This is a genomic window from Burkholderia sp. MS455 (assembly GCF_016899445.1).
Lineage (GTDB): Bacteria > Pseudomonadota > Gammaproteobacteria > Burkholderiales > Burkholderiaceae > Burkholderia > Burkholderia pyrrocinia_C.
In genome coordinates, this window is record NZ_CP041777.1 from 524694 (window position 1) to 549482 (window position 24789).

Genomic DNA, 24789 nt, shown 5'->3' on the forward strand with positions numbered 1-24789 from the left:
AATCTTGACTTGTCGATATTTTTTGGATAACGGGCGATATTATTTATGGTTTTAAATTAAATTTCCCATTTCGCGTGGATTCTTCTGAATACCTTGTCAATCGGCAATTTAATTCGCATTTTGCGCAAGCCGGTCGCGCTGCCAAAAAAGTGCGGGCGGCCGCCGCCACGGCCGCCCGCGCGCTCAAACGGTCGCGACAGGATTCACCGGCGCGCCGACCAGCCCGCGGATATGAAGCGGCGGCGCGGTCAGCAGAAACCGGTTCCGGTCGTGCGCATGCAGCCAGTTCGCGAGCGGCGTCAGGTGCCACAGCTCGCCGAGGTGAATGCCGAGCTTGAACAGGCACAGCTCGTGCAACGGCATCAGTGCGGCCGGTTGCGCGAGCGGCTGCGCATGCTGCGGACGTTCCTCGATCGCGTGGTTGTCGGCCACGAGCGCGGCCAGCCCCGATTCGTCGATCCATTGCAGCAGCCGCACATCGCTGCTGTCCAGCACGCACGCGCTCGCGACCGTCGCCGGCGATCCGCCGTCGTCGTTCAGCAGCAGATCCGCGAAGCCGGTGTGAAGGCAGACGATGTCGCCGCGCTCGACCTGCACGCGGTCCGCGTCCATCACCTGCATCAGTTGCGCGAAGCCGACCTTCGTGCGCGCGTCGCCGAAATGACGCCGCAGGTCGATCAGCACGCCGCGCCCCTGCACGCCCGTCTGCGCCATCACCTCGATGCCGAGCGCGCGCGCGCCGCCCGTCGCGTCGCCTTCCTGCGGCACCCGCAGATGCTCGCCCATCCGGAAACCGTTGTAGAACACGATTTCAGGCACGCCGTCGTCGTCCGCATCGAACAGGCCGCCCACGTGCGACAGGCCGTCCCACTGCGTCGAGAACTGCGAGTGCATGCAGAATGAATCGTCGCAAACCACATCGGTTGCGTTCGCAACCTGTTCGTCCGCGCGATAGCCGAAGTACGGCTTGCCGCCGAGCAGCGCCGGCATGATCGCCGGCGGCCGGCGCCGCGCGTTCAGCCCGCCGCCGCGCGGCACGTCGAGCGGCAGGCTCAGCGAGAACGACAGCCCTTCCCGAACCTCGGCTGCGCCCTGCCGCACCTTGTCCGGCGTCAGCCAGTTCAGCCGCCCCTTCTGGTCGTCGGGACCGAAATCGCCCCAGTTCGAGCCGGGCGGCCGCTTTTTCCAGCGGGGTGCATTCAAGATCGGTGTCCTCCTTCAGACCCTGACGTCAGCGCCGCAAGCGCGTCGAGCGGCGCATCGTCGGCGAGCGCCTGCACCGCGTCGCGCAGTGCGAGCGCGCGCGCCGTGCCGAGCGCCGAACTCGCCGCCAGCACGAATTTCGCGGTGAGCTCCTGTTCGGTCAGCGGCCGCGAATTCGTGCCCTTGCTCGACTCGATCCGCGCCTCGCGCACCTGCCCGTCGCGCAGCTCGACGCGCAGCACGGCCGGCAGGAAAGTCGGGAAGCGTGCGTCGCACCACGGATCGGCCACGCAGCGCACCTTCGCGGCCAGCGCGCGCCGTGCGGGGTCCTGCGCAAGCGCATCGCCGAAATCGTCGAACCAGACGCCGAGCCCGCCGCCGCCGAGCAGCGCCGCCGCGACCGTGTACGGCCCCGAGAACGCGGCCGCATAACCGTTCGGCGGATTCGCCTTCAGCTCCGCCGGCTCGCCGATCGTGCGCAGCGTCGACGTCGCGACCCGCAGCTCGGCCGACACCACGTCGTCCGCCGTCACGCCTTGGGCCTTCAGTTGCAGCGCCGCGTCGATGCCCGGATGCGTGAAGTGGTTGCACGGATACGGCTTGAAGATGATCCGGCTCGTCTCCCATTCGTCGCCCAGGTCGCGCAGCACCGCGTCGACGTCGGCGAGGTCGCCGCACCACGCGTGGAAGAAGCCGAAGCGGCCTTCGAGCGCGGTCGGCGGCGCAGTCACGCCCGCGCCTGCCAGTTCCGCCGCGCTCACGCCCGCGTGCGCCGCCCAGCCGCAGTGGATCCGCTTCACCGAGCCGCCGGTGCGGTTCGCTTCGAGCAGGCCCGCGCCCATGCTCGCAGCAATGCCGAGCGCCGCCGCGATCTGCGCGGCGTCGAGCCCGAACAGCATCGCCGCGGCCGCCGCCGCGCCGACCGTGCCGCAGATCGACGTCGCATGCTGGCCGCGCTCGAAGAACACCGAATTGCCGAGCCGCTCGTTGTACGCGGCGACCCCGAGCCGGATGCATACCTCGGTGCCGACCGTGATCGCATCGAGCAGCGCCGCGCCCGACGCGCCGCTCGCCTGCGCGGCGGCGAGCGCGGCCGGAATCACGGACGCGCTCGGGTGCAGCACCGACAGCATGTGCGAATCGTCGAAGTCCATCGCATGCGCGAGCGTGCCGTTGACGAGCGCGGCGCTCGCGGCCGGCAGCCGGTCGGGCGCGCCGATCACGCTCGCCGGACCGGTGCCGGCCCAGCGCCGCGCGACCTGCAGCACCGACTGCGCGACCGGTTCGTCGTGCGCGATCAGGCTGTTGCCGAGCACGTCGAGCACGCGCGCGGCGGCCTCGACGCGCAGCCTGCGATCCAGCCCTTCGGCGCGCACCGCCACCGCGAATCGGCCGAGCGCGCCGACGATGCCGTCGGGCGGCGCGGGCCGGTTCGGTGCAGTCGTATCGGCGGCCGCCGCCTGCGCGGAAAGCGTCTCGGGTGTGCTCATGCCAGTGCTCCACTGAGTCGAAGATTGTTCGCGAGCGCGAGCGTCACGCGCGCGTTGGCGATCAGCGGCGGCGCGACCACGCGGCCGTCCGGCAGCACGAACACCGACGACGCCGAGGCCTTGCCCGCCGCCGCATCGACCGCCTCGAGCACGCGCTCGGCCGCGCGGATCTCGTCGTCCGACGGCGTGAACACCTCGTTGATCACCGAAAGCTGCGACGGATGAATCGCGAAGCGGCCGACGAACCCCATCGATTTCGCGCGCAGCGTCGATTCCTTCAGCCCGTCGAGATCGGGCAGCGTGTGATAGACGGTCTGGATCGGCCCGTTCAGCCCCGCCGCACGCGACGCGACCACGCAGCGCGCGCGGCACACCTCGAGCGTGAAGTTGTCGACGCCGATCTGCAGGTCCGCACGCAGGTCGCTCTCACCGAGCCCGATCCGATCGAGCCGCGGCGACGCGGTCGCGAGCTGGTAAGCCGTCTCGACGCCATACGCCGACTCGATCAGGATCTGGATGCCCGCCTCGCAGCCGAGCGCGTCGAGCCAGCCCGCCACTTCCTGGATATGCTGCGGCAGGTCGCATTTCGGCAGGCGCAGCGCCTGCAGCGCGGGCTGCGCGATCGCGTCGACGTCGTCGCGGCACCACGGGCTGCCGATCGGGTTGATCCGCACGTACGTCGGCTTCGGCGGACCTTCCGCGAGAATCGCGGCGGCCGCCTCGCGTGCTTCGGCCTTGTGGCTGGCCGGCACGGCATCCTCGAGGTCGAGCACGACGGCGTCGGCTTCGCTTGCATACGCCTTCTCGACCACCTGCGCCTTGTGCGCGGGCACGTAGAGGTAACTGCGGTAAGTTGCGCTGGTTTTCATAGAATGCCCCGTTCGGTCAAATCGGCGATCTCGCGCCGCTCCAGTCCCAATGCGCCGAATACTTCGTCGTTGTGCGTGCCGCGCGCAGGCCCGCCCCAGCGGATCGCGCCGGGCGTGTCGGACAGCCGGAACGGCACGTTGTGCGTGCGGAACGCGCCGAGCTCCGCGTCGGGCACCGACACGATCGAGCCGAGCGCCGCGTACTGCGGATCGCGCAGCACGTCGGCGACGTCGTAGATCGGCGCGACCGCCGCCTGCGCGCGCTCGAATTCGGCGATCACGTCGTCGCGCGTGCGCTGCCCGATCCAGCCGCCGACCGCCGCATCCAGCTCGTCCGCATGCTTCGCGCGCTCGGCGCCGTTCGCGAACCACGGTTCGTCGATCAGGTCCGCGCGGCCGACGAGACGCATCACGCGCTCGGCGATGCTGTGCGCCGACGTCGACAGCGCGACCCACTTGCCGTCCGACGTGCGGTAGACGCCGCGCGGCGAATTGTTCGGCGAACGATTGCCGGTGCGCTCGGGCACCCGGCCCGTCTGGTCGTAGCTCGCGACCTGCGCGCCCATCGCCGCGAGCATCGTCTCGATGATCGCGAGATCGACGACCTGGCCGCGCCCGGTGCGCTCGCGCGCCTTCAGCGCGGTCATGATCGCGAACGCGGCGGTCAGCCCCGCGACCGTGTCGGCAAGCGGAAACGACGGCAGCAGCGGCGGCCCGTCCGCCTCGCCGGTGATCGACGCGAGCCCGCTCATCGCCTCGGCCAGCGTGCCGAAGCCCGGGCGGCTCGCATACGGGCCGAACTGGCCGAAGCCCGTCACCCGCACGAGCACGAGCCGCGGGTTGAGCGCGGACAGCACGTCGTAGCCGAGCCCCCAGCGTTCGAGCGTGCCGGGCCGGAAATTCTCGACGACCACGTCCGCCTGCGCCGCCAGTTCGCGGAAGATCCGCTGGCCGTCGGCCGTGCCGAGATTCAGCGTGACCGCCCGCTTGTTGCGCGCGAGCACCTTCCACCACAACGGCACGTCGTCGCGGCGCGCGCCGTACTTGCGCGCCGGATCGCCGTCCGGATGCTCGACCTTGATCACGTCGGCGCCGTAGTCCGCGAGCATCGTCGCGGCGAGCGGGCCCGCGAACAGCGTCGCGGCGTCGATCACGCGAATGCCGTCGAGCGGCGCCGGTCTGGAGGCGTCCGACGCCGCGCCGGCGTCGACATCCCCGATTTCCACAGTGGCCATGCCGTTCTCCAGTCAGATGGATTGCACGGCGCGCCGTGCGCCGACATCGTCTGCATGACTAATCGTCGTGCAGCGGTGCGGGCGCGGCGCGCGACCTGCCGCTCAGACGGCATTGATCCGGTAGATCGGGAAATACGTCTGGATCTTCCCGTTCAGGTAGTCGGACGCGAGCTTCGGCACCTCGTCGAAATCGAAGATCTCGGTCGGCTCCTGGCCGATCCAGCCGCTCGTTTCCTGGAAGTCGCGGATCGTGATGCTGTCGTCGTAGCGCCACGCATGCGTGTGGATGTGCAGGCGGCGGTTGATGCATTCCGTCGCGCGCAGGTTCCACAGGCGCATCCCGGTCTTCCAGCCGACCGTCGTGACGATGCCGGTGCGGCCGACCACGCGCATCGTCGCGCGATACAGCGCGCCGCCAAGGTTGTCGAGGAAGATCGCGACGCCGCGGCCGCCGCTCAGTTCCGCGATCGTCTCCGCGAACACGCGCTCCGACTCGCGATAGCTCGCCTGGTACTCGGGATCGGTCTTGTAGCGCTCGTCGTCATAGGCGAGATTCGGGAACTTGCGCCGATCGACCGGCGTGATGCCGAGCTTCGCGAGCTCCTCGAGGCGCCGGTCGTTGCTCGCCGTCATCGCGACGCGAAAACCCTCGCGTTTCGCGAGCTGCAGCTCGGCGAGCGTCGTGCCGCCGCCCCAGCCGAACACCAGATAGTCGGCCGGATCGACGTCCGGCAGCTGCGAGCGCCAGCACGCCGACGCCACCTTCCAGTTGTCCCACGCGGTGAAGTAGCGGCCGTACGTCGCCCATTGCAGCAGCGAATGCCGGCTGTCGGTCGGCACCGCCACGAGGTTGTCGGCGCGCATCTTGGTCCGCTGCGCCATCACGCCGATCGTGCCCGGCGCGTCGTACGCATAGACGAGCTCGGCGAACCCGTATTCGTCGCGCTTGCCGAACGGCATCACCATGCAGATCTCGCCTTCCTTCAGCGTCTTCACGCCGCTGCCGCGCTCGACGATGCGCACCAGCGCACCGTTGCCGAGCACGATCTTGTCCTCGCGGCGCTGCCGGCAGATGTCGACCGGATTGCGCGACAGCGCGTGGTCGAGGTTCGCTTCCCACGATCCGTACAGCGGCTCGACCAGCACCTCGTCGGCTTCCAGATCGGAGAATTCGAAGGTCTCGCGACGCAGCTCGCCCGCCACGGGCGCCTGCTTCCTGCTCGGTTCCGGTCCTGCGTAGAGAACCCATGCATCGGTCTTGATCATCGTCATGCCTCGGTAAATGACTCTGTATGAATGTGCACGCCGAACACGCCGCTTCGTTCAGCGCGAATACGCCTGCTCCAGTGCCGCCTCCACGTCGGCCGTCGCGGCGACCTGCCCGAGCTTCGGGAAAATCTGCGTCAGCGCGAAGTGCTGCGCGTCGGCGGACGACGTGCTGACCGCGTCGCTGACGACGACGACGTTGTAGTTGTTCTCGTATGCCTGGCGCGCCGTCGATTCGACGCCGATGTTGGTCGCGATCCCGGTCAGCACGATGTCCGTGATGCCGCGCCGGCGCAGCTGCACGTCGAGGTCGGTGCCGGTGAACGCGCCCCACTGGTGCTTCGTCACGACGATGTCCGACGGCCCCACGCCGAGCGCCGGCGCGAACGCGCTCCATTCGGGATCGAGATTCGGCGGCGCCGACGGCGCATCCGTCCTGACCTTCAGCGCCACGCCGCCGTCCGGCTGGTAGCTCGTGTGCACGTAGATGACGGGCAGCTGCAGCGCGCGGAACGCGGTCGCGAGCTCGACCGTCTTCGCCACGACCTGCGCGCCGGTGTAGGGCACGACCGGCAGCGACACGATGCCGTTCTGCAGATCGATTGCGACCAGCGCGACCGTGCGATTGAGCGTCGGAATGGACATGGTGAAACCTCACTTCTGTTGGGAGATGGAAGAAGCGGCGGCATCCAGGTGCCGGCTCGACGCCGCGTTGAGCAGCAGCAGCACGCTGACGACCGCCAGGACGATGGCCAGCTCGCGCAGGCCGCGATCGCTCGCCGGATGGCCGAGCGCCAGCCCGACGAGCGCAAACGACAGGCTGCCGCCGACATACTGCGCGGTGCGGTACAGCCCCGAGGCCGTGCCGATCCGGTCGTGCGGCGCGCTCTGGTAGAGCGCCGCCTGGTTGCCGAGATTGTTGAAGCCGTTCGGCACGCCGAACACGATCGACAGCAGCACGATCGACCAGACCGGCATCGCGCTGGTGAGGAGGCTCATCACGACGCTGCCGATGCACAGCATCGCGGAGCCGATGATCAGCACCGGCCGCGAGCCGTGACGGTGCGCGACGCGGGTCGCGAGCATCGTCGCGATCGTGCCGATCCCGGCGACCGGCAGCATCACGAGGCCGGCGTCGGCGGCGGACAGGCGCTTGGCCTCCTGCAGCCACATCGGCAGCGCATAGAAGATCGCGTAGAACACCGCGTAGGTGCCGACGCAGCGCAGGTACGTGCTCGTGAGCGCACGGTTGTCGCTGAGCATGCGGATGTCGATCAGCGGCGTCGCGGCCAGCCGCTCGCGCCGGACCAGCAACGGGCACAGCACCAGCGTCGCGACGAGCAGCAGCCAGTCGGGCTCGCGCGACACCGATTGCAGGAACAGCAGCAGGCTCGTGAGCGTCAGGACGAACAGCACGACGCCCGGCAGGTCCAGCTCCTTCAGCGTGCCCCGCAGCGTGCGGCGTTGCCGCGCGCCGCGCGGGACGACGTCGGCCGGAATCCACAGCCACGCGAGCACGAAGGCCAGCAGCACGATCGGCACGTTGATCCAGAAGATCGCGCGCCAGCCGGCGAACTGCACGAGCGCGCCGCCGAGCGGCGGCCCGAACGCGACGGCCACCTGCGCCGCGACCGAGATCGCGCCGAGGCCGCCCGTCGGCGTCGCGCCGTTCGCATGCTGCTGCGACCACGTGCGGATCATCGCCATGCCCGCCGGATACGCGGCGGACGTGCCGATGCCGAGCGCGACGCGCGACGCGATCAGCCACCCGAGCGACGGCGCGAACGGCGCGAGCGCGGACGCGATCAATACGATCGCGAGGCCGAGGCAGAAGATCCGCTTCGCGCCGAACCGGTCGGCGAGACGCCCCATCGTCGGCTGGCCGACCGCCGTCGCGAGATAGAGGCCCGACACGAGCCACATCGTGTCGATGCGTTCATGCGCGGCACCCTGCGGGTTGAACGCCTGCTGGATGCTGACGAGCGCGACCGCGATCATCGACGAGTTCAGCGCATTGAGCAGCGTGCCCAGCACGATCGGTCCCACCAGCCTGCCCGGCAGGCGCAGGCCCGTCGCGCGCCCATTGCCGCCCGGGGACGAGGATGTTGCTTGCGCAGGTCGATCGTGATTCGTTTTCATGGCGTCGTCACGTGGTGAATTCGCATCGCCCGATCAAATTCGAACGTGCGTTCACCTTACCGTTACGATTGCCGCGAATGAAATGGATTGTTGCGATGCACACATTCGTCGCTTGAATGCAGATCGCGAGCCGAATGCTCGAAAGCGGCCCCGGCTAGCCGGGAATGACGTCGGCAAACAGACCGCGTCCCTTGCCGGACGGGCATATCCCGGGAGCGCGGCGGATCTTGCCGAGTGCGTACGAAATTATTTGCGCCGTGTGCTTCCATCGGCCGACGACTGTTTCATGCGGCGGTGCAATGGGGATTCAGAGCGAGGGCTCTAGAGCGGCATGCCGGTTCTGCAATGAGGCTCGTCTTGACCGCGCTGAAGTACCGATAAACCACGCGCTGTCGACCGTTATCGACAACGCGTTGCGGAAATCGCTCGATATACGACGATCCGCTCGATCGAGGTCGGATCTATTGCGTGCGCGTCGACACGCTGCCGTGATCGAGCGACGCCGCACGCAGCGCCTCCCCCGGCTCCGTAAAGTAGCGCTGCCGCAACTGCGCGATCTGCGCATCGCGATCCTGTGTCGACAGGTTCTGCGCATCGATCTGCGCGCGCTGCGCCGCATATTCGTTGTACTTCGCACGCCACGCGTTGTCCGCCTGCTGCATCTTCACGACTCGCTCGGCAGCCTCCGGCCCGAGCGTTTGCGCGAGCTGCGCGCGCATTTCATCGGGCGTCGCGTTTGATTTCTGCACTTTGTCGATTTGCGCGATCGCGTTGTCCTGCTCCTTCTGGCGCTCCAGCCCGGCGCGCCGATCGGGCGGCAGTTGCTGCTCGAGCGCGGCAAGACCTGCCGCCTTCTGGTCCTCGGTCAGCGACGGATCGCGGACGATCTTCAATCGTGCGAGATCGTCACGCTGCAGCGTCTGCTCGGCGCCGACGAACGGCTCGCTCCAGTCGCCAAGCGTGCGGCTCGCGATCGACGCGCGCCGGTCGAGCGCGAGCTGCAGTGCCGGGAGGTCGACCTTGTTGTCCACGGCGCCGCCGCCCGGCAGCTTCGCGAGTTCGGCGAAATACGCGCGGTAGCGCTGCCAGACGTCGAGCGCCTCGCGTTGCGCAACCGTGCCGTCGAGCTGCGCGGCAACCGCGCGCGCGACGAGCGCATCGAGTTCCGCGGCGCGCAACTGGTTTTGCGCGGTCAGGAAATAGTCGAAGAAGCCGCGCACGGCAACGACCTTTGCGAGATGGCCGTGCGCATCGAGCGGCAGGCGCGGCGCAGTCGAGCCGGCGAGTGCCGGGGGCAGCCCGCTTGCGCCGAAACCGGGCACGGTGCTCGCCGCCGTGCCGCCCGCCGACGCGGACGACACGGCCCCGGCGGGCGCGACGCCGGACATGCCGGCGTCGCGCGTCTTCCGGGCGTCGAGCCCATACCAGAGCGCGCCGGCCGCAACGACGCCCGCTGCCCCGTAAAGCGCGACGCGTCGCGCGATGCCGCTCTTGCTACCTGTCATCGCTTACACGCCTTGCGTTTTCAGCCGGTTCGCGTGCGTGCGGATCACCGCAACCGGATCCTCCACATTCGCGCCAAGCACGCCGAGAATCTGGTTGATCGCATCGGTGTGATCCCAGTGATACGTGCCGAGCACCTGGCCGAACAGCGCGCTGCATTGCGATACGACGCCGTCGTTCGGACCGGAGCCACGATTGATCATCACCGTGCCGCTGCCGAGCAGCGCCAGCGTGGCCGGATCGAGCACGTTCGCCGGATCGGTGGCCCCGCTCACGCTCGTATCGACAGCCCCCGTCACGCCGGCCACCGTCGTTGTCGGCTGGATCGCCGTGCCGCCCCACGAATAAAGCAGGTGCGTGTTGCCGTTGACCGTCTCGGTCGACGCGCCCGTCCGACACGAGCCCGGCGCACCGAGACCCGCGCTCGGAAATTTCCGGTTGTATTCGGCGGCCTTCGCCGTCGTCAGCACCGACAGCGCCTGGATCGCATTCTGGTTCGTATTGAAGTTGCTGCTCGTCAACGTGCCGAGCGCATTCGCGAACGCGCCGAGCACGACCGACGACAGGCCGGTCGGATCCGCCTGCAACAGTTGCTGGACGAAGTCCGCGAATTGCGAACCCCAGTGCGGCGTGCTGATCGTCGTCACCGACGCGACCAGTTCCGGCGCAACAGACGCAACATAACGCGACGTCAGGCCGCCCTGGCTATGGCCGATCAGATTCACTTTCTGCGCGCCCGTCGCCGCGAGGACCTGCTTCACGTAGGCAAGCAATTGCTCGCCGCGCCCGTTCGGGCCATCGTCGCCCTGATAGCCGGACAGATTGGCAACGTATACCTTCGCGCCGTGCGCCTGCAGATCCGCCGGAATGTGATACCAGTACTCGACGACGCCGCCATACTTGTCGGTGCCGGTCAGCCCGTGCACGAGAATGATCGGGTACCGGGTCGCCGCATAATCGTCGACGGCGGTCGTCGCGGCGGAAGCGGCCTGCGCGCCGGCCAGCGACAGAATGGTTCCAACACTCGCGGCGGGAGCCGCGTTCATTGCGAATGCGACCACGGCCGCCGCTGTCTTCGCTCGTATCGATCTGCTCATCTTGTTCTCCATTTTTTACGTGCATGTCGGTTGCTTGAGGATGAGGACGCGAGATTCGCCGATGCAGCGACGCTTCCGGCACTGAAGCGTCGCCCGGGCGCGGGATGTCGGCCATACCGGCCTCGACGGCTTGGCGCGACACACACCGATGCCCGAAAACGAATAAAAACGAACACAAACGAACGTTTTCGCACCGGCAGGCGAAGTGAATCACGTTAAGCAAGACTGCGCAGACGGTTAGACAGGGCCCTCCAGTCAGTTGACAACGGGTGCATCAACCGCTAAATCCATCGCTCTTCCTCGATGTCTTGCGATCCCGGCTGTTGCGGCTGAGCGCCGACGCGCATCAAACGGATCAATCTCGCCCGGGTGACCTGCCCTGGAATTTTCGGAACCGGCGGCAGCGTTTCGGCGGCCTGGCGGCGGACGACGTCAAGCGGCTCAAGCAACTCGAGCAGAAGCACGCAGGGCTGAAGAAGATGCCGGCGGGATGTGCCCTGAGATGGGCGCGCGCAACGGCATGGAGATGGCACTCGACGAGCCGGGCAAGCCCTGGCTGAACGGCGCCGGCGTGGACGAAAGTTTCAACGGCGAGTTCCGGGATGAATCAACGCTCCCTACACCCGCCCCGCCAGATGAAACCGCGACGCCGGATGCCACAACCGCACCGACGTTGCGATGTGCTCGCCGACCCACGTGCGGCGGCTCAACAACAGACACGGCTCGCCGATTTCCATCACGAGATGCCGGCGCACCTGCGCATTGGGTTTTTCCGCGTAGATCCGGAACTCGGCGCGCTGGATCGGCGCAAGCCGCACCATGTAGTGATTCGGCGTCTCGATCGTGAAGTCCTGTTCCAGATACGCGGGAAACAGCGCCGGATTGACGTAGCGATCCTCGAACTGGATCGGCTCGTCTTCCTCGTAATGCACGATGCGCGAATGGAACACGGGCCCCGAACGCAGCCCGAGCGCTTCGACCGCCTCCTGATCGTCGCTGCTTTCGATCAGCAATACGCGCGCGCTGTGCCGGTGGCCGCGCTCCGCGATCTCGTCCGCGATGTTGCGGATTTCCAGCACCGTCGATTCGTAATGCCGCCGTTCGACGAACGTGCCCGCGCCCTGGATCCGGGTCAGCACGCGCTCGGCGGTCAGCTCGCGCAGTGCGCGCGACACCGTCATCCGCGCGACGCCGAATTCCTTGACCAGTTCGGCCTCGGTCGGAATCGCGCCGCCGGGCTTCCAGTCGCCGTTCGCGATCCGCTCGACGACGTAGCGCTTGATCTGCTGGTAGGCCGGCAATGCGCGCGCCGGCACGCCGTCGCCCGGTGCGCCCGCCAGCCGGCCGGCAAGTTGTCGTTGCGTTTCGTTCATGCGCCCTCGATCGAATGAATGATGGATCGTCCGCCGGCCGTCGCGTCGCTCGGCGGCCGGCCTCCGGCCGTTACATCACGGGCGGCGGCACGCTCGCGACGATGCCGGCGGCGATCGCGATGTCGTCCGCGAGCGGTCGATCGTCCCGGTACACCGGCACGCGTTCGCGCACATGCCGCCACAGCGCGTCGGTGGGTGCGGCCCGCGATGCACCGTCCGCCTGCAGATCGTAGGCCTGTGCGGCGGCCAGCAGCTCGATCGCCAGCACGCGCGTCGTGTTCTCGATGATGTCGAGCGCTTTCAGCGCCGCCGGCGTCGCATGGCACAAGTGATCTTCCTGCAGGCCCGACGTGATGCCGCCGTCGAGGCTCGCCGGCGCCGCGAGCCGCTGGTTCTGCGCAACGAGCGCGACTGCCGTGTACTGCGCGATCATGAAGCCCGAACAGGTGCCGCCAGGCGTCGCGAGAAACGCCGGCAGCCCGCTCACGAGCGGATTGACGAGCCGGTCGAGACGCCGTTCGGCGATTGCCGCGACCTGTGCCATCGCCGCCGCTAGGCTGTCCATCGCCAGCGCGATGCCTGCGCCGACCGCATGCGCCTGCGAATGGACGGTCGGCGCGTCGCGCGTGCCGGCCACGATCGGATTGTCGGTCACCGACGCCAGTTCGCGATCGACCACCTCCGCCGTCACGTCGAACACGTCGCGCGCCGCACCGTGCACGTGCGGAATCGTGCGCAGGCTGAGCGGATCCTGCGTATGCCGGCCGCTTGCCGCCGCGAGCATCCCGCTGTCGGCAAGCAGCGCACGCAACCGCGCGCCGACGTGCCCGATGCCGGGCGAAATCCGCAACGCAAGCGACGCCGGATCGAAGGCGGCGAGCTGCCCGCCGAGGTTCTCGAAGCTCGTCGCCGCCACCCAGTCGGCCCAGTCGAGCAGCCGCTCCGCGCGCGCGAGCGCGAGCGCGGCCAGCCCCGTCACGCACGGCGTGCCGTTGACGAGACTCAGCCCTTCCTTCGCGCCGAGCACGAGCGGCGCGCGGCCGATGCGGCGCAACGCCTCGTCGCCGCGAATCCGCTCGCCGCGGTGGCGCGCATGGCCATGGCCGATGCAGACCAGCGCGACGTGCGCCATATGGGTCAGATAGCCGACCGAGCCGTGCGCCGGCACTTCCGGCAGGCAATCGTGTTCCAGCAACGCGACGAGCTGGTCGACGACGTCGGCGCGCACGCCCGAATGCCCGTGCGCGTAGTTGTTGATCGCCGCCGCGACGATCGCGCGCGTTTCCGGCGCGCCGAGCGGTGCGCCCACGCCGACCGCATGGCTCATCAGGATGTTGCGCGACAGCGTGCTCTGCTGCGCCGGCGACACGATCACGTCGCACAGCGCGCCGACGCCCGTATTGACGCCGTACGCGCGGATGCCGCGCGCGACGATTTCGTCGACGAGCTCGCGCGCCGCGACGACGCGTACGCGCGCATCGTCGGCCAGCGCGAGCGGCTCGCCGGCTGCCACTGCCGCGACCTGCCGCCAGTCGAGCGGCCTTGCCGAACGGAATACGGTCATGGCAGCCTCAGTTCGCGGAACGGTCGTGATGGCTCGACACGAACTGCCGGAAGCGCTCCGAGCACTGGCCGCCGAACAGATCGCCGGGCGTGCCGTCCGAATCGACTTCGCCCTGATGCAGGAACATCACGCGGTTCGACACGTGACGCGCAAAACCCATCTCGTGCGTGACGACCAGCATCGTGCGCCCTTCCTCCGCGAGCGAGCGCATCACGCGCAGCACCTCGCCGACCAGTTCCGGATCGAGCGCCGACGTCGGTTCGTCGAACAGCATCACCTTCGGATGCATCGCAAGTGCACGCGCAATCGCGACGCGCTGCTGCTGGCCGCCCGACAGGTGCGCCGGATAGTAGCCGCGCTTGTCCGCGAGGCCGACGCGCGCGAGCAGCGCCTCGGCTTCCTCGACCGCTTCCGCGCGGCTGCGCTTCTGCACGCGCAGCGGGCCTTCGACGAGGTTGTCGAGCACCGTCATGTGCGACCACAGGTTGAAGTTCTGGAACACCATGCCGAGCTGCGAACGGATCCGGTCGACCTGACGCCGGTCGCCCGGATGCAGCTTACCGTCGCGCGTGCGCTTCATCTTCAGTTCCTCGCCCGCGAGCGCGACGGTGCCGTCGTCGGGCGTCTCGAGCAGGTTCAGGCAGCGCAGGAACGTGCTCTTGCCCGAGCCGCTCGCGCCGAGGATCGAGATCACGTCGCCCTCGTGCGCATCGAGCGAAATGCCCTTCAGCACATGGTGATCGCCGAACGACTTGTGGATGTTCCTGACCGACAGGGCAACGGGAGCAGCGGTGTTCATCGGATTCTCCGGGAAGGATGGATACGCTCAGGGCGCGACGCGCCGGGCATTGCGCGCCGCCGCGGCGGGCGTGCCGGCCGGCTTCGGCGCGCGCAGGTGGGCCGACAGCCGCCATTCGAGCGCGCCGAGCACGCGTACGACGATGAAGTTCAGGCCGAGGTAGATGAGGGCCGCGCACACGAACACCTCGGTCGTGCGGTAGGTCTGCTGGATGATCTGCTGCGCGACGCCCGTCACTTCCCACACCGTGACGAGGCTGGCCAGCGCGGTCGACTTGACGAGCAGCACGGCTTCGGTCGAATACGCGGGCAGGCACTGGCGCAACGCGATCGGGCCGATCACGCGCCGCAGCAGCGCGAAGCCCGACAGGCCGATCGAATAACCGGCCTCGATCTGCCCGACCGGCACGGCCATCAGCCCGCCGCGCACGATCTCGGCCGTATAGCCGGCCGTGCACAACGCCAGCGACAGCACCGCGCACGCATACGGTTCGCGCAGCAGCGGCCACATGAAGCTCTCGCGAATCACGCCGAACTGGCCGAGCCCGTAGTACACGAGAAACATCTGGATCAGCAGCGGCGAACCGCGAAACACCAGGATGTACGCGCGCGCGAAGCGGTTCGGCAGCCAGCGCGGCGACACGCGCATCGTGACGATCACGAGCGACAGCAGGCCGCCGAGCACGAGCGACGCGAAGAACAGGCCGAGCGTGGTCGGCACGGCCGCGAGCAGCTGTCGCAGCGTGTCGATGAGGAAGTCGAAATCGATGGACATGCGTGCTCTCCGTCAGTTGCGCGCGAAATTGCGGCGGAACGAGCGGCCGACGATCGCTTCCGCCCGGTTGAACACGCGGTTCGACAGGCCCGTCATCACGAGGTAGAGCGCGCCGCCCGCGACGAAGAACACGAAGTACTGGTGCGTCGAGTTCGCGGCGATCTGGCTCGTACGCAGCAGTTCGGCGAGCCCGGTGACCGAGATCAGCGCCGAATCCTTCAGGCTCAGTTGCCACACGTTGCCGATGCCGGGCAGCGCGAAGCGCAGCACCTGCGGAATCAGGATGCGGCGCAGCACCATGCCGCGCGGCATGCCGATCGAGCGCGCCGCTTCGAGCTCGCCCTTCGACACGGCCAGCACGGCCGCGCGGTACACCTCCGCCTGATACGCGCCCGAGATCATGCCGACCGCCAGCGCGCCGATCACGAACGGCGGCACGCCGATGAAGCCTTCCGCGCCGAACCACTGGCCGATGGTCGTGACGAGCGTCGAGCCGCCGAAATAGAACAGGTAGATGACGAGCAGTTCGGGCACGCCGCGAAACACCGTCGTGTAGAGATCGCCGAGCAGGCGTGCGCTGCGGTGGCGCGACAGTTTCGCGGCCGCGATCGCGGCGCCGATCCCGGCGCCGACCGCGAGCGCGGCGAGCGTCAGCGCGACCGTCATCAGTGCGGCGAGCAGCAACACGCCGCCCCAGCCTTCGGTTCCGAAGCCGAGCATTTCAAGAATCGCCATGCGTGTCTCCCGGCATGCGTTGAGTGAATCTGCAGGATGCGCGCCGCCGCGCGTCGCCGTGTCGTTGCGTCGTGACGTCAACTACGCGGCGGCGGCCGGACGCGCGCTTACGGCGTGACGTCGGTCTTGAACCACTTGTCGGCAAGCTTCTTCACGGTGCCGTCCGCGAGTGCCGCGCCGATCGCCGCATCGAACTTGGTCTTCAGGTCGGGATCCTGCTTGCGGAACGCGAGACCTTCGCCCGGCCCCCAGATCGGCCCGCCGAGCTTCGGGCCCGCGAGCACGATCGACGCGTTTTCCTTCTTCTCGGTGTTCGCCGCGTAGTACGTGACGTCGTCGAACGACGCATCGATGCGCCCGGCGACGAGGTCGAGATCGCGCTCGGGCGAGGTCTTGTACACGCGGATCGACGCGATGTCCTTGAAGCTGTCGTTGATGAATTTCGTATAGACGGTGCCCGACTGGATGCCGATCGTCTTGCCCTTCAACTGCTTGCGCAGCGCGTCGACGGTCGGCTTGTCGGCGTTCGCGTCGCCGGTCAGCTTGACGGCCGGTGCGCCGGGCGCGGCCTTCGGCAGGATCTTCGTGTCGGTGACGGCGAACGTCGCCGGCGTGGCCGCATAGGGGCGCGAGAACAGCAGGATCTTCTCGCGCTCCGGCGTGATCGAGATCGCATCCATCAGGACATCGAACTTGCCGGCCTGCAGGCCGGGAATCATCCCGTCCCAGTCCTGCGCGACCATGTTGCACTGGATCTTGATCCGGCCGCACACGTTGGCGAGCAGTTCCGGTTCGAAGCCGCCGAGCTTGCCGCCCGGCAGCGTGAGGTTCCACGGTGCGTAGCCGCCTTCGAGCGCCACCGTCACCGTCTTCCATTCCTTTGCCTGAACCGGCGCGGCAAGCGTTGCCGCTGCAGCCGCGATGACGCCGATCGTCCTGATTGCCCACTTGATGCGCTTGCCGTTCACGAGATTTCTCCTTGCGTTGAAGTTCGTCATCCCCTCGGTCATTCAAGCCGCCTCAGGAATTTGTCTATACAAGCATGCAAGAAGAAAAACCGCGGGACAAGCGCTGATCAAAAAAAACCGCGTAAACGCGGGAAATCCCCTAAATACAGGGCTCCAGTGCGCGTCATCGCGGGGATTCCGGGCACGGATTTGGTGCAGCGGACGTGGACAAATCCCAAGGATGACTAGACAAATTTTGAATTCGATCGGCTGGGTGCCGACCATTCGACGCGCGGAGACAGGCAGGTCGGACTGACCGGAATAAGGTCTGAGGATTGGATATCCGGTCGATGCTCGATCGAGTATTCCGGGCCGCGCGTCGACATCGCGCGCGCCCGGTATGGCCGCGCGTTCGCGCTCTCCGGAAGTCGACGCGAGCGCGACCGATCGGATCGGGGAACATGTCGACGCCCCCCATCCGCGCCATGCTTGCGCGCCACCTTCATGGACGTTTCGATGTCGGCCACGAGATAGCCCGTGCGCGCCGCCGCGGGCGGCCAGGGGATCGGTGTCTTGAAGCAGAACGAGGAAATCGTGCCGGACGGCGCAAGGACGAGCTGAGACAGGGGCCGACCGGGTGTCGGCGTCACCTGGAAGACACCTGATTCGACTTGCTGCCGCCAGACCTCGCGACAAAGCTGTCGGTGAAACGGTTGAAATCGCCGGGGGCGACTGACACGAGCATCGTGTCGTATTGCAGACCTGCCGCGAGCGCACGTGCATGCGTAGCGGCAGGTCCGGGAGGCGTTGCGAACGAAGCGGGAGCGGCAGCGAAGCCGTCCGCCAGCATCAGCGCAAGCAATGCAGTTCAGTGCGAACGTTCTCCGCGGTTGAATTTCCTTCCTGTTTCAACCTGCCGGACAAACGATCAGGCGCGGCTGTCCCCTTCCCCGCGTTGAACATCGCCAAGCATGGTGACGAGGACGAGCGCGGCGATCAGCCCCAGGTGCTCGAAGAAGCTGTTGAGCGCCATGAAGCGCGCCACGCCCGTGCGGTTCCAGAAGTCGTTCGCCACCAGCATCGCGACGACGGTCAGCACGCCGAGTCCACCCGCGCCAATCCAGGTGAACCGGCGAAATACCACGCACAGCGAACCGCCGATCTCGACCACAACCGCCAGTGCAGCCCAGAACGCGGGCGGATGCAGGCCGAAATGCGCCTGCTCCGCGATCGCATCGTCAAAGTGCAGTGCCTTGTCGACGCCTCCGATCAGGAAAGCGGAAACCAGCGCAAGCCGCACCAGCGCGCCGACCCACGGCTGCGCCAGCAGGACGCGAATCCACCCTGGGCTGTACCGGCCGGTTGTCGTCGACATGTCAGATCGCCCAGCACGAACAACCGAACGCGCCCCAGAAGCCCTTCGCGTCCGACGTCGGCAATGCACTGCCCCACGCGCTCGCATGCGCATGGGCGTGCACGTTGCACGCACTCGCGCAGCCGCACATCGCGGCGGCCGCCGCACGCTGCAGCGGTGCGCCGTTGCGCTGCGTCGCGCCCCAGCCGCCGTAGCCGCCGTACTCGCGCACGGGCGACCAGTCCGGCATCGCGGGCGGAATCGGCGCGTCGTGCGACGCGAACGGCCCCGCGCCCCACACGATCTTGCCGCCGACCACCGTCAGCAACGCGGTCGTGCCCGCGATATCGTCCTCCGCGCATGCGAAGAAATCGCGATCCGGGACCACCAGGTCGGCGAGCTGCCCGACCGCTACACGCCCTTTCTTCCCTTCCTCGTTCGAGAACCAGGTCACGTATTCGGTCCACATCCGCAGCGCGGTCTCGCGATCGAGCAGGTTGCGTTGCGGATACATCCGCAAGCCGCCGACCGTCTTGCCCGTCACGAGCCACGCGAGCGACACCCACGGGTTGTACGACGCGACGCGCGTTGCGTCGGTGCCGGCCGACACCTTGATGCCCTTCGAGAGCATCTTCGCGACGGGCGGCGTCGCTTCGGCCGCCTGCGCGCCATAACGCTCGACGAAGTATTCGCCCTGGTACGCCATCCGGTGCTGCACCGCGATGCCGCCGCCCAGCGCCGCAATACGGTCCATCGATTTTTCGGTAATGGTTTCCGCGTGATCGAAGAACCAGTTCAGGCCTTCGAGTGGGATGTCCTTGTTGACCTTCTCGAACACGTCGAGCGCGCGGTCGATCGTTTCATCGTAGGTCGCATGCATGCGCCACGGCCAGCGGTTCTGCGCGAGCACGCGCACGACGCCTTCGAGATCGTCCTCCATCTGCGCCGGCAGGTCCGGCCGCGCGACGCGGAAATCCTCGAAGTCGGCCGCCGAGAACACCAGCATCTCGCCCGCGCCGTTGTTGCGGAAATAGTCGGTGCCGTCGTGATACTTGACGCTCTTGGTCCAGTTCACGAAGTCTTCCTTCTCGGCGTTCGGCTTCTGCGTGAACAGGTTGTACGCGATCCGGATCGTCATCTCGCCCGCGTCGTGCAGCTTGCGGATCACTTCGTAATCGTCGGGATAATTCTGCGAACCGCCGCCCGCATCGATCACGCCCGTCACGCCGAGACGGTTCAGTTCGCGCATGAAGTGGCGCGTCGAGTTGTACTGGTATTCGAACGGCAGCTTCGGCCCCTTCGCGAGCGTCGCGTAGAGGATCGTCGCGTTCGGGTTCGCGAGCAGCAGCCCGGTCGGGTTGCCCGCGGCGTCGCGCAGGATCGTGCCGCCCGGCGGCTCGGGCGTGTCCTTCGTGTAGCCGACCACGCGCAGCGCGGCCGCGTTCAGCAGCGCACGGTCGTACAGGTGCAGGATGAACACCGGCGTATCGGGCGCGGCGGCGTTGAGCTCCTCGATCGTCGGCAGGCGCTTCTCGGCGAACTGGTGCTCGGTGAAGCCGCCGACCACGCGCACCCATTGCGGCGCGGGCGTGATCGCGACCTGCCGCCTGAGCATGTCCATCGCGACCGCGAGCGACGGCACACCGTCCCAGCGCAGTTCCATGTTGTAGTTCAGGCCACCGCGAATCACGTGGCAGTGGTTGTCGATCAGGCCCGGCAGCACGGCGCGGCCGCCGAGGTCGACGACCTTCGTCGCGCGCCCGGCGAGCCGCATGACGTCCGCTTCATTGCCGACCGCAACGAAGCGGCCGGCGGCTATCGCCACCGCCGTCGCGGTGGGGTTGGCGCGGTCGAGGGTCGTGAACCTTCCGTTGTGAAGGATCAGATCCGGTTGGGACTCGGTTGCGGTCATATACGTCACCTCGTTTCGATCAGAAGCCAAAGAGCTGTTTGAGGGTGGGGATGGCCTGCACGCCGATCAACATGCCGAGCAGCCCGACAAGCGCGATCAGCGGCGGCGCCGGAGAACGGACCTTGATTGCGCTGTAAATGACACCGATCAGCAAGCCCGCACCAAGGGAAACCAGATAAGGTTCCATACGATCAATTTCTCGGACAGGTTGGAATGCAGGTCGTAACGTCCTGGCAAACACGCTGCGGGCGGCATCCGTGAATCGACCACGTACGCCGCCCGCGATTTCATATTGCCGATGCCGCGTGTTCGCGGGGAACACGCCGCATCAGCATCGACAGTCGCGACTGCCTTCGGTCACTTCGCCGGCACGGGCGGGATCGACTCGTGCGGCGTCGCGGTACGCTGCGCGGCCTTGTGGACCATCGTGTACGCGTAATCGACACCCATCCCGTACGCACCCGAGTGCTCCTTCGCGATCGCCATCACGGCGTCGTAAGTCTCGCGGTGTGCCCAGTCGCGCTGCCACTCGAGCAGGACCTGCTGCCACGTCACGGGCACCACGCCGGCCTGCACCATCCGCTGCATCGCGAAGTCGTGCGCGTCCTTCGACGTGCCGCCCGATGCGTCGGCGACCATGTAGATTTCGTAGTCACCTTCGAGCATCGCGCACAGCGCGAACGTCGTATTGCAGACCTCCGTCCACAGGCCCGACACGACCACCTTCTTGCGGCCGTTCGCGGCCAGCGCATCGCGCACCTTCTGGTCGTCCCACGAGTTCATCGACGTGCGTTCGAGCGTCTTCTGGTTCGGGAACACGTCGAGCAGCTCGGGATAGGTGTGCCCCGAGAAGCTGTCGCTTTCAACCGTCGTGATCGTGGTCGGGATGTTGAATACCTTCGCGGCCTTCGCGAGCCCGACGACGTTGTTCTTCAGAACCTGACGATCGATCGACTGCACGCCGAACGCCATCTGCGGCTGCTGGTCGATGAAGATCAGCTGGCTGTTATGGGGGGTGAGTACTTCAAGCTTCGGATTGCTCATGGTAGTCATGTCCTTTGACGCGGAGAAAAAATTGCCTGTCTCGCCGGCAAGCCGGGAGGCGCCCAATGCGCTGTGCCGGCAGGCTTTCCTGCCAGCCGGTGTCATTCAACACGCAATTTCATGGTAACGCCACTTAATCAAATCGATTAATAAAATCCCTAAAAACAGGCCTTAAAAGATCTTAAAACCATCGAATTGAATGATCACATCAAAAAAGACCTGCTACGCTATCGAATGAATTCGGGATCGTCCGCGGATCAGTAGTTATCCGTATTTTTCACACGGTTGTCATTCACTTACATCCGAATCATGAAGCCGTATATTTCATCGCTGCTTGCCGGGATTCTCGCCGGCGTCGTCTACTTCCTGATCGGCGTGCAATCGCCCGCTCCGCCCACGATCGCGCTGGCCGGCCTGCTGGGCATTCTTGCCGGCGAACAGATCCTGCCGATCGCACGGAGAATGCTCGCTGGAATTCATCTGAGAACCGCGTGGAACGAAGCAAAGTGCAGCCAGCACATGTTCGGCTCCCTGCCCGGCGCCCAGGCATCCGATGCCACCGCGAAGAAACGTTAATCGACACCGTCGTGACCCACGTTGACTGACCGGATTCGGGGAGGCCGACCGGCGTGCCGGCCAATCTCCCGACGCCGACCACGCGCAGGCAAGCCGGAACGCGAAGCAGCCGCGAAACCCGGGCCCATTCGGCACGGCTCCCCCGTGCGCTGACGCCGCGGAAATGGCGCACATCGCCAATACCGATCGGACGCTGAATTCGCGCGAGGCAATCCTGCCCGAAAAAGGATAGCGCCCCCGGCTCCGGCAACCGGATTAATTGTTCTGAATCGTATTGGTCTCCGCGGCGCTTGGCGATAACATGACAGCCCGACGCCCGCGTGGATTCCATCATGAAGCTGTCATTCGAAGCGCTCGAAGCACTGGACGCGATCGATCGCACCGGCACGTTCGCCGAAGCCGCGGAGCTCCTGCACCGCGTACCGTCCGCGCTGACCTATCTCGTACAAAAACTCGAAAGCGACCTCGACGTCGCACTGTTCGACCGCAGCGGGCGCCGTGCGAAGCTCACGCACGCGGGCCGCGTGGTCGTCGAAGAGGGCCGCCGGCTGCTGCATGCCGCCCAACAGATCGAACTCAAGGCACTGCGTGCACAGCAAGGCTGGGAAACCGAGGTTCGCATCTGTATCGACGAGATCCTGCCGTTCGACGCGTTGTGGCCGTACGTGCATACGTTCTACGGACTCGAGATGAACACGCGGCTGCGCCTGTCCACCGAAGTGCTCGGCGGCACCTGGGATGCGCTGATTTCGCGCCGCGCGGATCTCGTCGTCGGCGCGGTGGGCGAGCCGCCGGAGCTGCCGAACATCGTCGCGCGGCCGATCGGCACGCTCAGGCACGTGTTCGCCGTCGCCCCCACCCATCCGCTCGCGGCGTTGCCCGAACCGCTGTCGATGGCGTCGGTGGTCGAGTATCGCGGCGCCGTCATCAGCGATACCTCGCGCGAACTGCAGCCGCGCTCGGTCAACGTCGATGCCGGGCAGCCGTATCTCGCGGTCCCCACGCTCGCCGCAAAACTGGCCGCGCAGTGCGAAGGACTCGCGGTGGGCACGCTGCCGGATTGCGTCGCGGCACGCGCGATCTCGCAGGGCAAGCTCGTCGCGCGCCAGGTGACCGGCATGCGCGACACGACACATTGCTATATCGCGTGGCGCGACGACGAGGCCGGACGCGCGCTGCACTGGTGGGTCGAGCAGCTCGACCGCCCCGATCTCGTCGACCGGTTCACCGCGCTCGCCTGATTCCGCCGCACGCCGGCCGCACCGCCCGATCGGCCTTTTCCCGCGATCTCCCGCCACCGCCGCGTCAGCCGAACGAATCGTGAAGGCGCTTCATCTCCTTCTCGAGCCACTCGATCAGATTGAACGACGCATGCGCCTTCGCGGCCGGCGGGATCATCATCTTTTCCTCGGTCGCGATGTGTTCGTTAAGGGATTCGCACATCAGCCGTCCGAGTTCCGGTTTCCTCGCGAGCAGCGGCGACAGGTCGCGGCTGCTCAACTGATAGGCCGTCACGGCCGTCACCGCGTAGACGCTCGCATGAAGTTGCGTGCCGGCCAGCACGACGGACTGGCCGATCGCGTCGCCGGGCACCATCCGCCTGACCTCGATGTCGCCCGTCGCGCCCGGCACGAACACCGACGCGACACCGGACCCGACGATCGTCAGCAGGCGCGTATCGGAATTCGACGCGTAGATCACGTCCCCTTTGTGGAATACGCGCGACGCCAGCGCATCGGCCAGCACCGCCAGATCCTCGTCGCCGAGTTGCCTGAAGAGTTCGACCGCGCGCAGCAGCCGTTGACCGCTCGAAGCCGGCCGGTGCGCCTCGGCCGTCCCGCCGAGCGGGCGCAGCGCGATGTCCGCGGCGGCGAGATGCCGGTGGGCCAGATCGTAGAGCCGGTTACGCACCGCCACCTTTTTTTGCAGCGCGTCGACGTAACAGACGAGTTCGTATTCGACGGAATTGGTCTTGAAGGCCTTGACGACCGAGATCGGCGCGGGACTGGCCAGCACGTCCAGCGAACTGGCGGCAGCGCGGTCGAGCGCATCGACGACGACGGCCGGCCGCACCGCCGGATCGATCTCGATCGTCAGTGTCACGCCGTGCACGCTCGCGGGTTCGCTCAGGTTGACGATCGTCGCCTTCGCCGCCGTGCTGTTCGGCACGACGACCAGGTTGCCAAGGCTGTTGATCAGCTTGGTCGCGCGCCAGTTGCTTTCGACTATCCGCCCTTCCAGTTCGCCGATGGCCACCGTATCGCCCAGGCGAAACGGCTGGGTGGTATTCAGCACGAGGCCCGAGAACACGTCGTTCAGCGTGTTCTGGACGGCCAGGCCGAGGATCACGGCCACCGCGCCCGAGGTCGCGACCAGGCCGCTCAGCGGCAGGCCCAGTACGTAGCCCAGCGCGGCCACCGCGGCCGCACCGAACACGGCGCCCGCGGCGATGTCGTGAAACAGCCGCTGGTTGCGCCATGCGCGCGGCAGCAGCAAATGATCGAGCATCAGGCTGAACACCAGCGCGCATTGCAGCCACCAGGCGACACCGATCGCCTGGATGGCCAACCGATCGAATCGGTCGGGCGACGGTGGCACCGCGAGCGGGCTCACGCCGGTGGCGAACAGCACATAGGTCAGCGCGGCGAACGACGCGCAGCGCCAGACCGCTTTCGTCGTCGAACGGCCAGGCCCGAGCAACCGCCACGCAACGAGGTCGGCAACGACGATCGGTGCGCCGTAGGCGACCGTGACGGACAGGTTCAGCATGCCGGAACGGGCCGCGTGCGCGCTGCGCGACTGGCGGGAAACCCGCGCGATCGCATGGCTCGCGCTACCCGATCCGGCGAGCGGCCGCCCGCGGCGAATCGTGGCGTGAAAGGTCGGACTGGACAGGTTTCATGCGGTAG

The 24789-nt window shown here is 67.1% G+C and carries 22 protein-coding genes and 1 pseudogene; 2 read left to right on the top strand and 21 right to left on the bottom strand.

Features of this window, described 5'->3' with window-relative positions; all coding sequences use genetic code 11:
- Positions 1-183: 183 nt before the first annotated feature.
- The 20 genes and pseudogenes from FPJ27_RS02030 to FPJ27_RS02120 form a co-directional block, all read right to left on the bottom strand.
- Entirely contained in the window at positions 184-1203 is a 1020-nt protein-coding gene (locus tag FPJ27_RS02030) for a cyclase family protein (RefSeq protein ID WP_204420684.1), read from the bottom strand.
- Positions 1200-2693, bottom strand: a complete 1494-nt coding sequence (locus FPJ27_RS02035) for an MmgE/PrpD family protein (RefSeq protein ID WP_204420685.1) — start codon at positions 2691-2693, stop codon at positions 1200-1202. Before FPJ27_RS02035 ends, FPJ27_RS02030 begins: the two co-directional genes overlap by 4 nt.
- The gene (locus tag FPJ27_RS02040; RefSeq protein ID WP_072445206.1) at positions 2690-3562 is read right to left on the bottom strand and encodes a CoA ester lyase; all 873 of its coding nucleotides are present in this window, start codon (positions 3560-3562) and stop codon (positions 2690-2692) included. The genes FPJ27_RS02035 and FPJ27_RS02040 overlap by 4 nt, the downstream gene beginning before the upstream one ends.
- A complete protein-coding gene (locus tag FPJ27_RS02045; RefSeq protein ID WP_083534356.1) occupies positions 3559-4797 on the bottom strand; it encodes a CoA transferase in 1239 nt (412 codons plus the stop codon). Before FPJ27_RS02045 ends, FPJ27_RS02040 begins: the two co-directional genes overlap by 4 nt.
- Before the next feature lie 102 nt (positions 4798-4899).
- Entirely contained in the window at positions 4900-6063 is a 1164-nt protein-coding gene (locus FPJ27_RS02050) for a zinc-binding alcohol dehydrogenase family protein (RefSeq protein WP_072445218.1), read from the bottom strand.
- A 57-nt stretch (positions 6064-6120) separates the two neighbouring features.
- The gene (locus FPJ27_RS02055; protein ID WP_204420686.1) at positions 6121-6708 is read right to left on the bottom strand and encodes a hydrolase; all 588 of its coding nucleotides are present in this window, start codon (positions 6706-6708) and stop codon (positions 6121-6123) included.
- Between the two features lie 9 nt (positions 6709-6717).
- The gene (locus FPJ27_RS02060) at positions 6718-8202 is read right to left on the bottom strand and encodes an MFS transporter (RefSeq protein ID WP_204420687.1); all 1485 of its coding nucleotides are present in this window, start codon (positions 8200-8202) and stop codon (positions 6718-6720) included.
- Between the two features lie 461 nt (positions 8203-8663).
- Positions 8664-9707 (bottom strand): lipase secretion chaperone, encoded by a 1044-nt coding sequence (locus tag FPJ27_RS02065; protein WP_204420688.1) that lies wholly within the window; start codon positions 9705-9707, stop codon positions 8664-8666.
- 3 nt (positions 9708-9710) lie between these two features.
- Positions 9711-10802 (bottom strand): triacylglycerol lipase, encoded by a 1092-nt coding sequence (locus FPJ27_RS02070; RefSeq protein WP_204420689.1) that lies wholly within the window; start codon positions 10800-10802, stop codon positions 9711-9713.
- Between the two features lie 617 nt (positions 10803-11419).
- Complete coding sequence (hutC, locus tag FPJ27_RS02075; protein WP_072445201.1) at positions 11420-12175, bottom strand: histidine utilization repressor; 756 nt, start codon at positions 12173-12175, stop codon at positions 11420-11422.
- A gap of 70 nt (positions 12176-12245) precedes the next feature.
- Positions 12246-13739 (bottom strand): histidine ammonia-lyase, encoded by a 1494-nt coding sequence (gene hutH / locus FPJ27_RS02080; protein ID WP_204420690.1) that lies wholly within the window; start codon positions 13737-13739, stop codon positions 12246-12248.
- Between the two features lie 7 nt (positions 13740-13746).
- Complete coding sequence (locus tag FPJ27_RS02085; RefSeq protein WP_034184353.1) at positions 13747-14538, bottom strand: ATP-binding cassette domain-containing protein; 792 nt, start codon at positions 14536-14538, stop codon at positions 13747-13749.
- Positions 14539-14565: 27 nt separating this feature from the next.
- Positions 14566-15312 (bottom strand): ABC transporter permease subunit, encoded by a 747-nt coding sequence (locus FPJ27_RS02090; RefSeq protein WP_072445198.1) that lies wholly within the window; start codon positions 15310-15312, stop codon positions 14566-14568.
- Between the two features lie 12 nt (positions 15313-15324).
- Entirely contained in the window at positions 15325-16047 is a 723-nt protein-coding gene (locus FPJ27_RS02095; RefSeq protein WP_204420691.1) for an ABC transporter permease subunit, read from the bottom strand.
- A 107-nt stretch (positions 16048-16154) separates the two neighbouring features.
- Positions 16155-17015: a transporter substrate-binding domain-containing protein gene (locus tag FPJ27_RS02100; RefSeq protein ID WP_072445216.1), complete on the bottom strand. Its 861-nt coding sequence runs from the start codon at positions 17013-17015 to the stop codon at positions 16155-16157.
- A gap of 418 nt (positions 17016-17433) precedes the next feature.
- Positions 17434-17844: pseudogene (locus tag FPJ27_RS36230) on the bottom strand (glyoxalase); the annotation flags it as partial.
- Between the two features lie 78 nt (positions 17845-17922).
- A complete protein-coding gene (locus tag FPJ27_RS02105; RefSeq protein WP_204420692.1) occupies positions 17923-18369 on the bottom strand; it encodes a DoxX family protein in 447 nt (148 codons plus the stop codon).
- Position 18370: 1 nt separating this feature from the next.
- Entirely contained in the window at positions 18371-20260 is a 1890-nt protein-coding gene (locus tag FPJ27_RS02110) for an amidohydrolase (RefSeq protein WP_204420693.1), read from the bottom strand.
- A gap of 19 nt (positions 20261-20279) precedes the next feature.
- Positions 20280-20447 carry a DUF1427 family protein gene (locus FPJ27_RS02115; RefSeq protein ID WP_034184358.1) on the bottom strand — a complete coding sequence of 56 codons (168 nt, stop codon included), beginning with the start codon at positions 20445-20447 and terminating at the stop codon, positions 20280-20282.
- 170 nt (positions 20448-20617) lie between these two features.
- On the bottom strand, positions 20618-21304 hold the full coding sequence (locus FPJ27_RS02120; RefSeq protein WP_072437974.1) for a hydrolase: 687 nt from the start codon (positions 21302-21304) through the stop codon (positions 20618-20620).
- Positions 21305-21613: 309 nt separating this feature from the next.
- On the opposite strand from FPJ27_RS02120, the gene FPJ27_RS02125 reads away from it, so the two are divergent.
- Together FPJ27_RS02125 and FPJ27_RS02130 are read left to right on the top strand one after the other, a co-directional pair.
- The gene (locus FPJ27_RS02125; protein ID WP_204420694.1) at positions 21614-21880 is read left to right on the top strand and encodes a XapX domain-containing protein; all 267 of its coding nucleotides are present in this window, start codon (positions 21614-21616) and stop codon (positions 21878-21880) included.
- A 332-nt stretch (positions 21881-22212) separates the two neighbouring features.
- Positions 22213-23121, top strand: a complete 909-nt coding sequence (locus FPJ27_RS02130; RefSeq protein ID WP_204420695.1) for a LysR family transcriptional regulator — start codon at positions 22213-22215, stop codon at positions 23119-23121.
- Between the two features lie 64 nt (positions 23122-23185).
- On the opposite strand, the gene FPJ27_RS02135 is transcribed toward FPJ27_RS02130, so the two are convergent.
- Positions 23186-24649, bottom strand: a complete 1464-nt coding sequence (locus FPJ27_RS02135; RefSeq protein ID WP_204420696.1) for a mechanosensitive ion channel family protein — start codon at positions 24647-24649, stop codon at positions 23186-23188.
- Between the last annotated feature and the right edge of the window lie 140 nt (positions 24650-24789).

Excerpts from the sequence above, each read along its gene's own strand:
- FPJ27_RS02035 (WP_204420685.1), bottom strand. The coding sequence starts at position 2,693 with ATGAGCACACCCGAGACGCTTTCCGCGCAGGCGGCGGCCGCCGATACG.
- FPJ27_RS02070 (WP_204420689.1), bottom strand. The coding sequence starts at position 10,802 with ATGAGCAGATCGATACGAGCGAAGACAGCGGCGGCCGTGGTCGCATTC.
- FPJ27_RS02105 (WP_204420692.1), bottom strand. The coding sequence starts at position 18,369 with ATGTCGACGACAACCGGCCGGTACAGCCCAGGGTGGATTCGCGTCCTG.
- FPJ27_RS02115 (WP_034184358.1), bottom strand. The coding sequence starts at position 20,447 with ATGGAACCTTATCTGGTTTCCCTTGGTGCGGGCTTGCTGATCGGTGTC.
- FPJ27_RS02120 (WP_072437974.1), bottom strand. The coding sequence starts at position 21,304 with ATGAGCAATCCGAAGCTTGAAGTACTCACCCCCCATAACAGCCAGCTG.
- FPJ27_RS02065 (WP_204420688.1), bottom strand. The coding sequence starts at position 9,707 with ATGACAGGTAGCAAGAGCGGCATCGCGCGACGCGTCGCGCTTTACGGG.
- FPJ27_RS02125 (WP_204420694.1), top strand. The coding sequence starts at position 21,614 with ATGAAGCCGTATATTTCATCGCTGCTTGCCGGGATTCTCGCCGGCGTC.
- hutC (WP_072445201.1), bottom strand. The coding sequence starts at position 12,175 with ATGAACGAAACGCAACGACAACTTGCCGGCCGGCTGGCGGGCGCACCG.
- FPJ27_RS02045 (WP_083534356.1), bottom strand. The coding sequence starts at position 4,797 with ATGGCCACTGTGGAAATCGGGGATGTCGACGCCGGCGCGGCGTCGGAC.
- hutH (WP_204420690.1), bottom strand. The coding sequence starts at position 13,739 with ATGACCGTATTCCGTTCGGCAAGGCCGCTCGACTGGCGGCAGGTCGCG.
- FPJ27_RS02130 (WP_204420695.1), top strand. The coding sequence starts at position 22,213 with ATGAAGCTGTCATTCGAAGCGCTCGAAGCACTGGACGCGATCGATCGC.
- FPJ27_RS02110 (WP_204420693.1), bottom strand. The coding sequence starts at position 20,260 with ATGACCGCAACCGAGTCCCAACCGGATCTGATCCTTCACAACGGAAGG.
- FPJ27_RS02085 (WP_034184353.1), bottom strand. The coding sequence starts at position 14,538 with ATGAACACCGCTGCTCCCGTTGCCCTGTCGGTCAGGAACATCCACAAG.
- FPJ27_RS02055 (WP_204420686.1), bottom strand. The coding sequence starts at position 6,708 with ATGTCCATTCCGACGCTCAATCGCACGGTCGCGCTGGTCGCAATCGAT.
- FPJ27_RS02050 (WP_072445218.1), bottom strand. The coding sequence starts at position 6,063 with ATGATCAAGACCGATGCATGGGTTCTCTACGCAGGACCGGAACCGAGC.
- FPJ27_RS02135 (WP_204420696.1), bottom strand. The coding sequence starts at position 24,649 with ATGCTGAACCTGTCCGTCACGGTCGCCTACGGCGCACCGATCGTCGTT.
- FPJ27_RS02040 (WP_072445206.1), bottom strand. The coding sequence starts at position 3,562 with ATGAAAACCAGCGCAACTTACCGCAGTTACCTCTACGTGCCCGCGCAC.
- FPJ27_RS02090 (WP_072445198.1), bottom strand. The coding sequence starts at position 15,312 with ATGTCCATCGATTTCGACTTCCTCATCGACACGCTGCGACAGCTGCTC.
- FPJ27_RS02095 (WP_204420691.1), bottom strand. The coding sequence starts at position 16,047 with ATGGCGATTCTTGAAATGCTCGGCTTCGGAACCGAAGGCTGGGGCGGC.
- FPJ27_RS02060 (WP_204420687.1), bottom strand. The coding sequence starts at position 8,202 with ATGAAAACGAATCACGATCGACCTGCGCAAGCAACATCCTCGTCCCCG.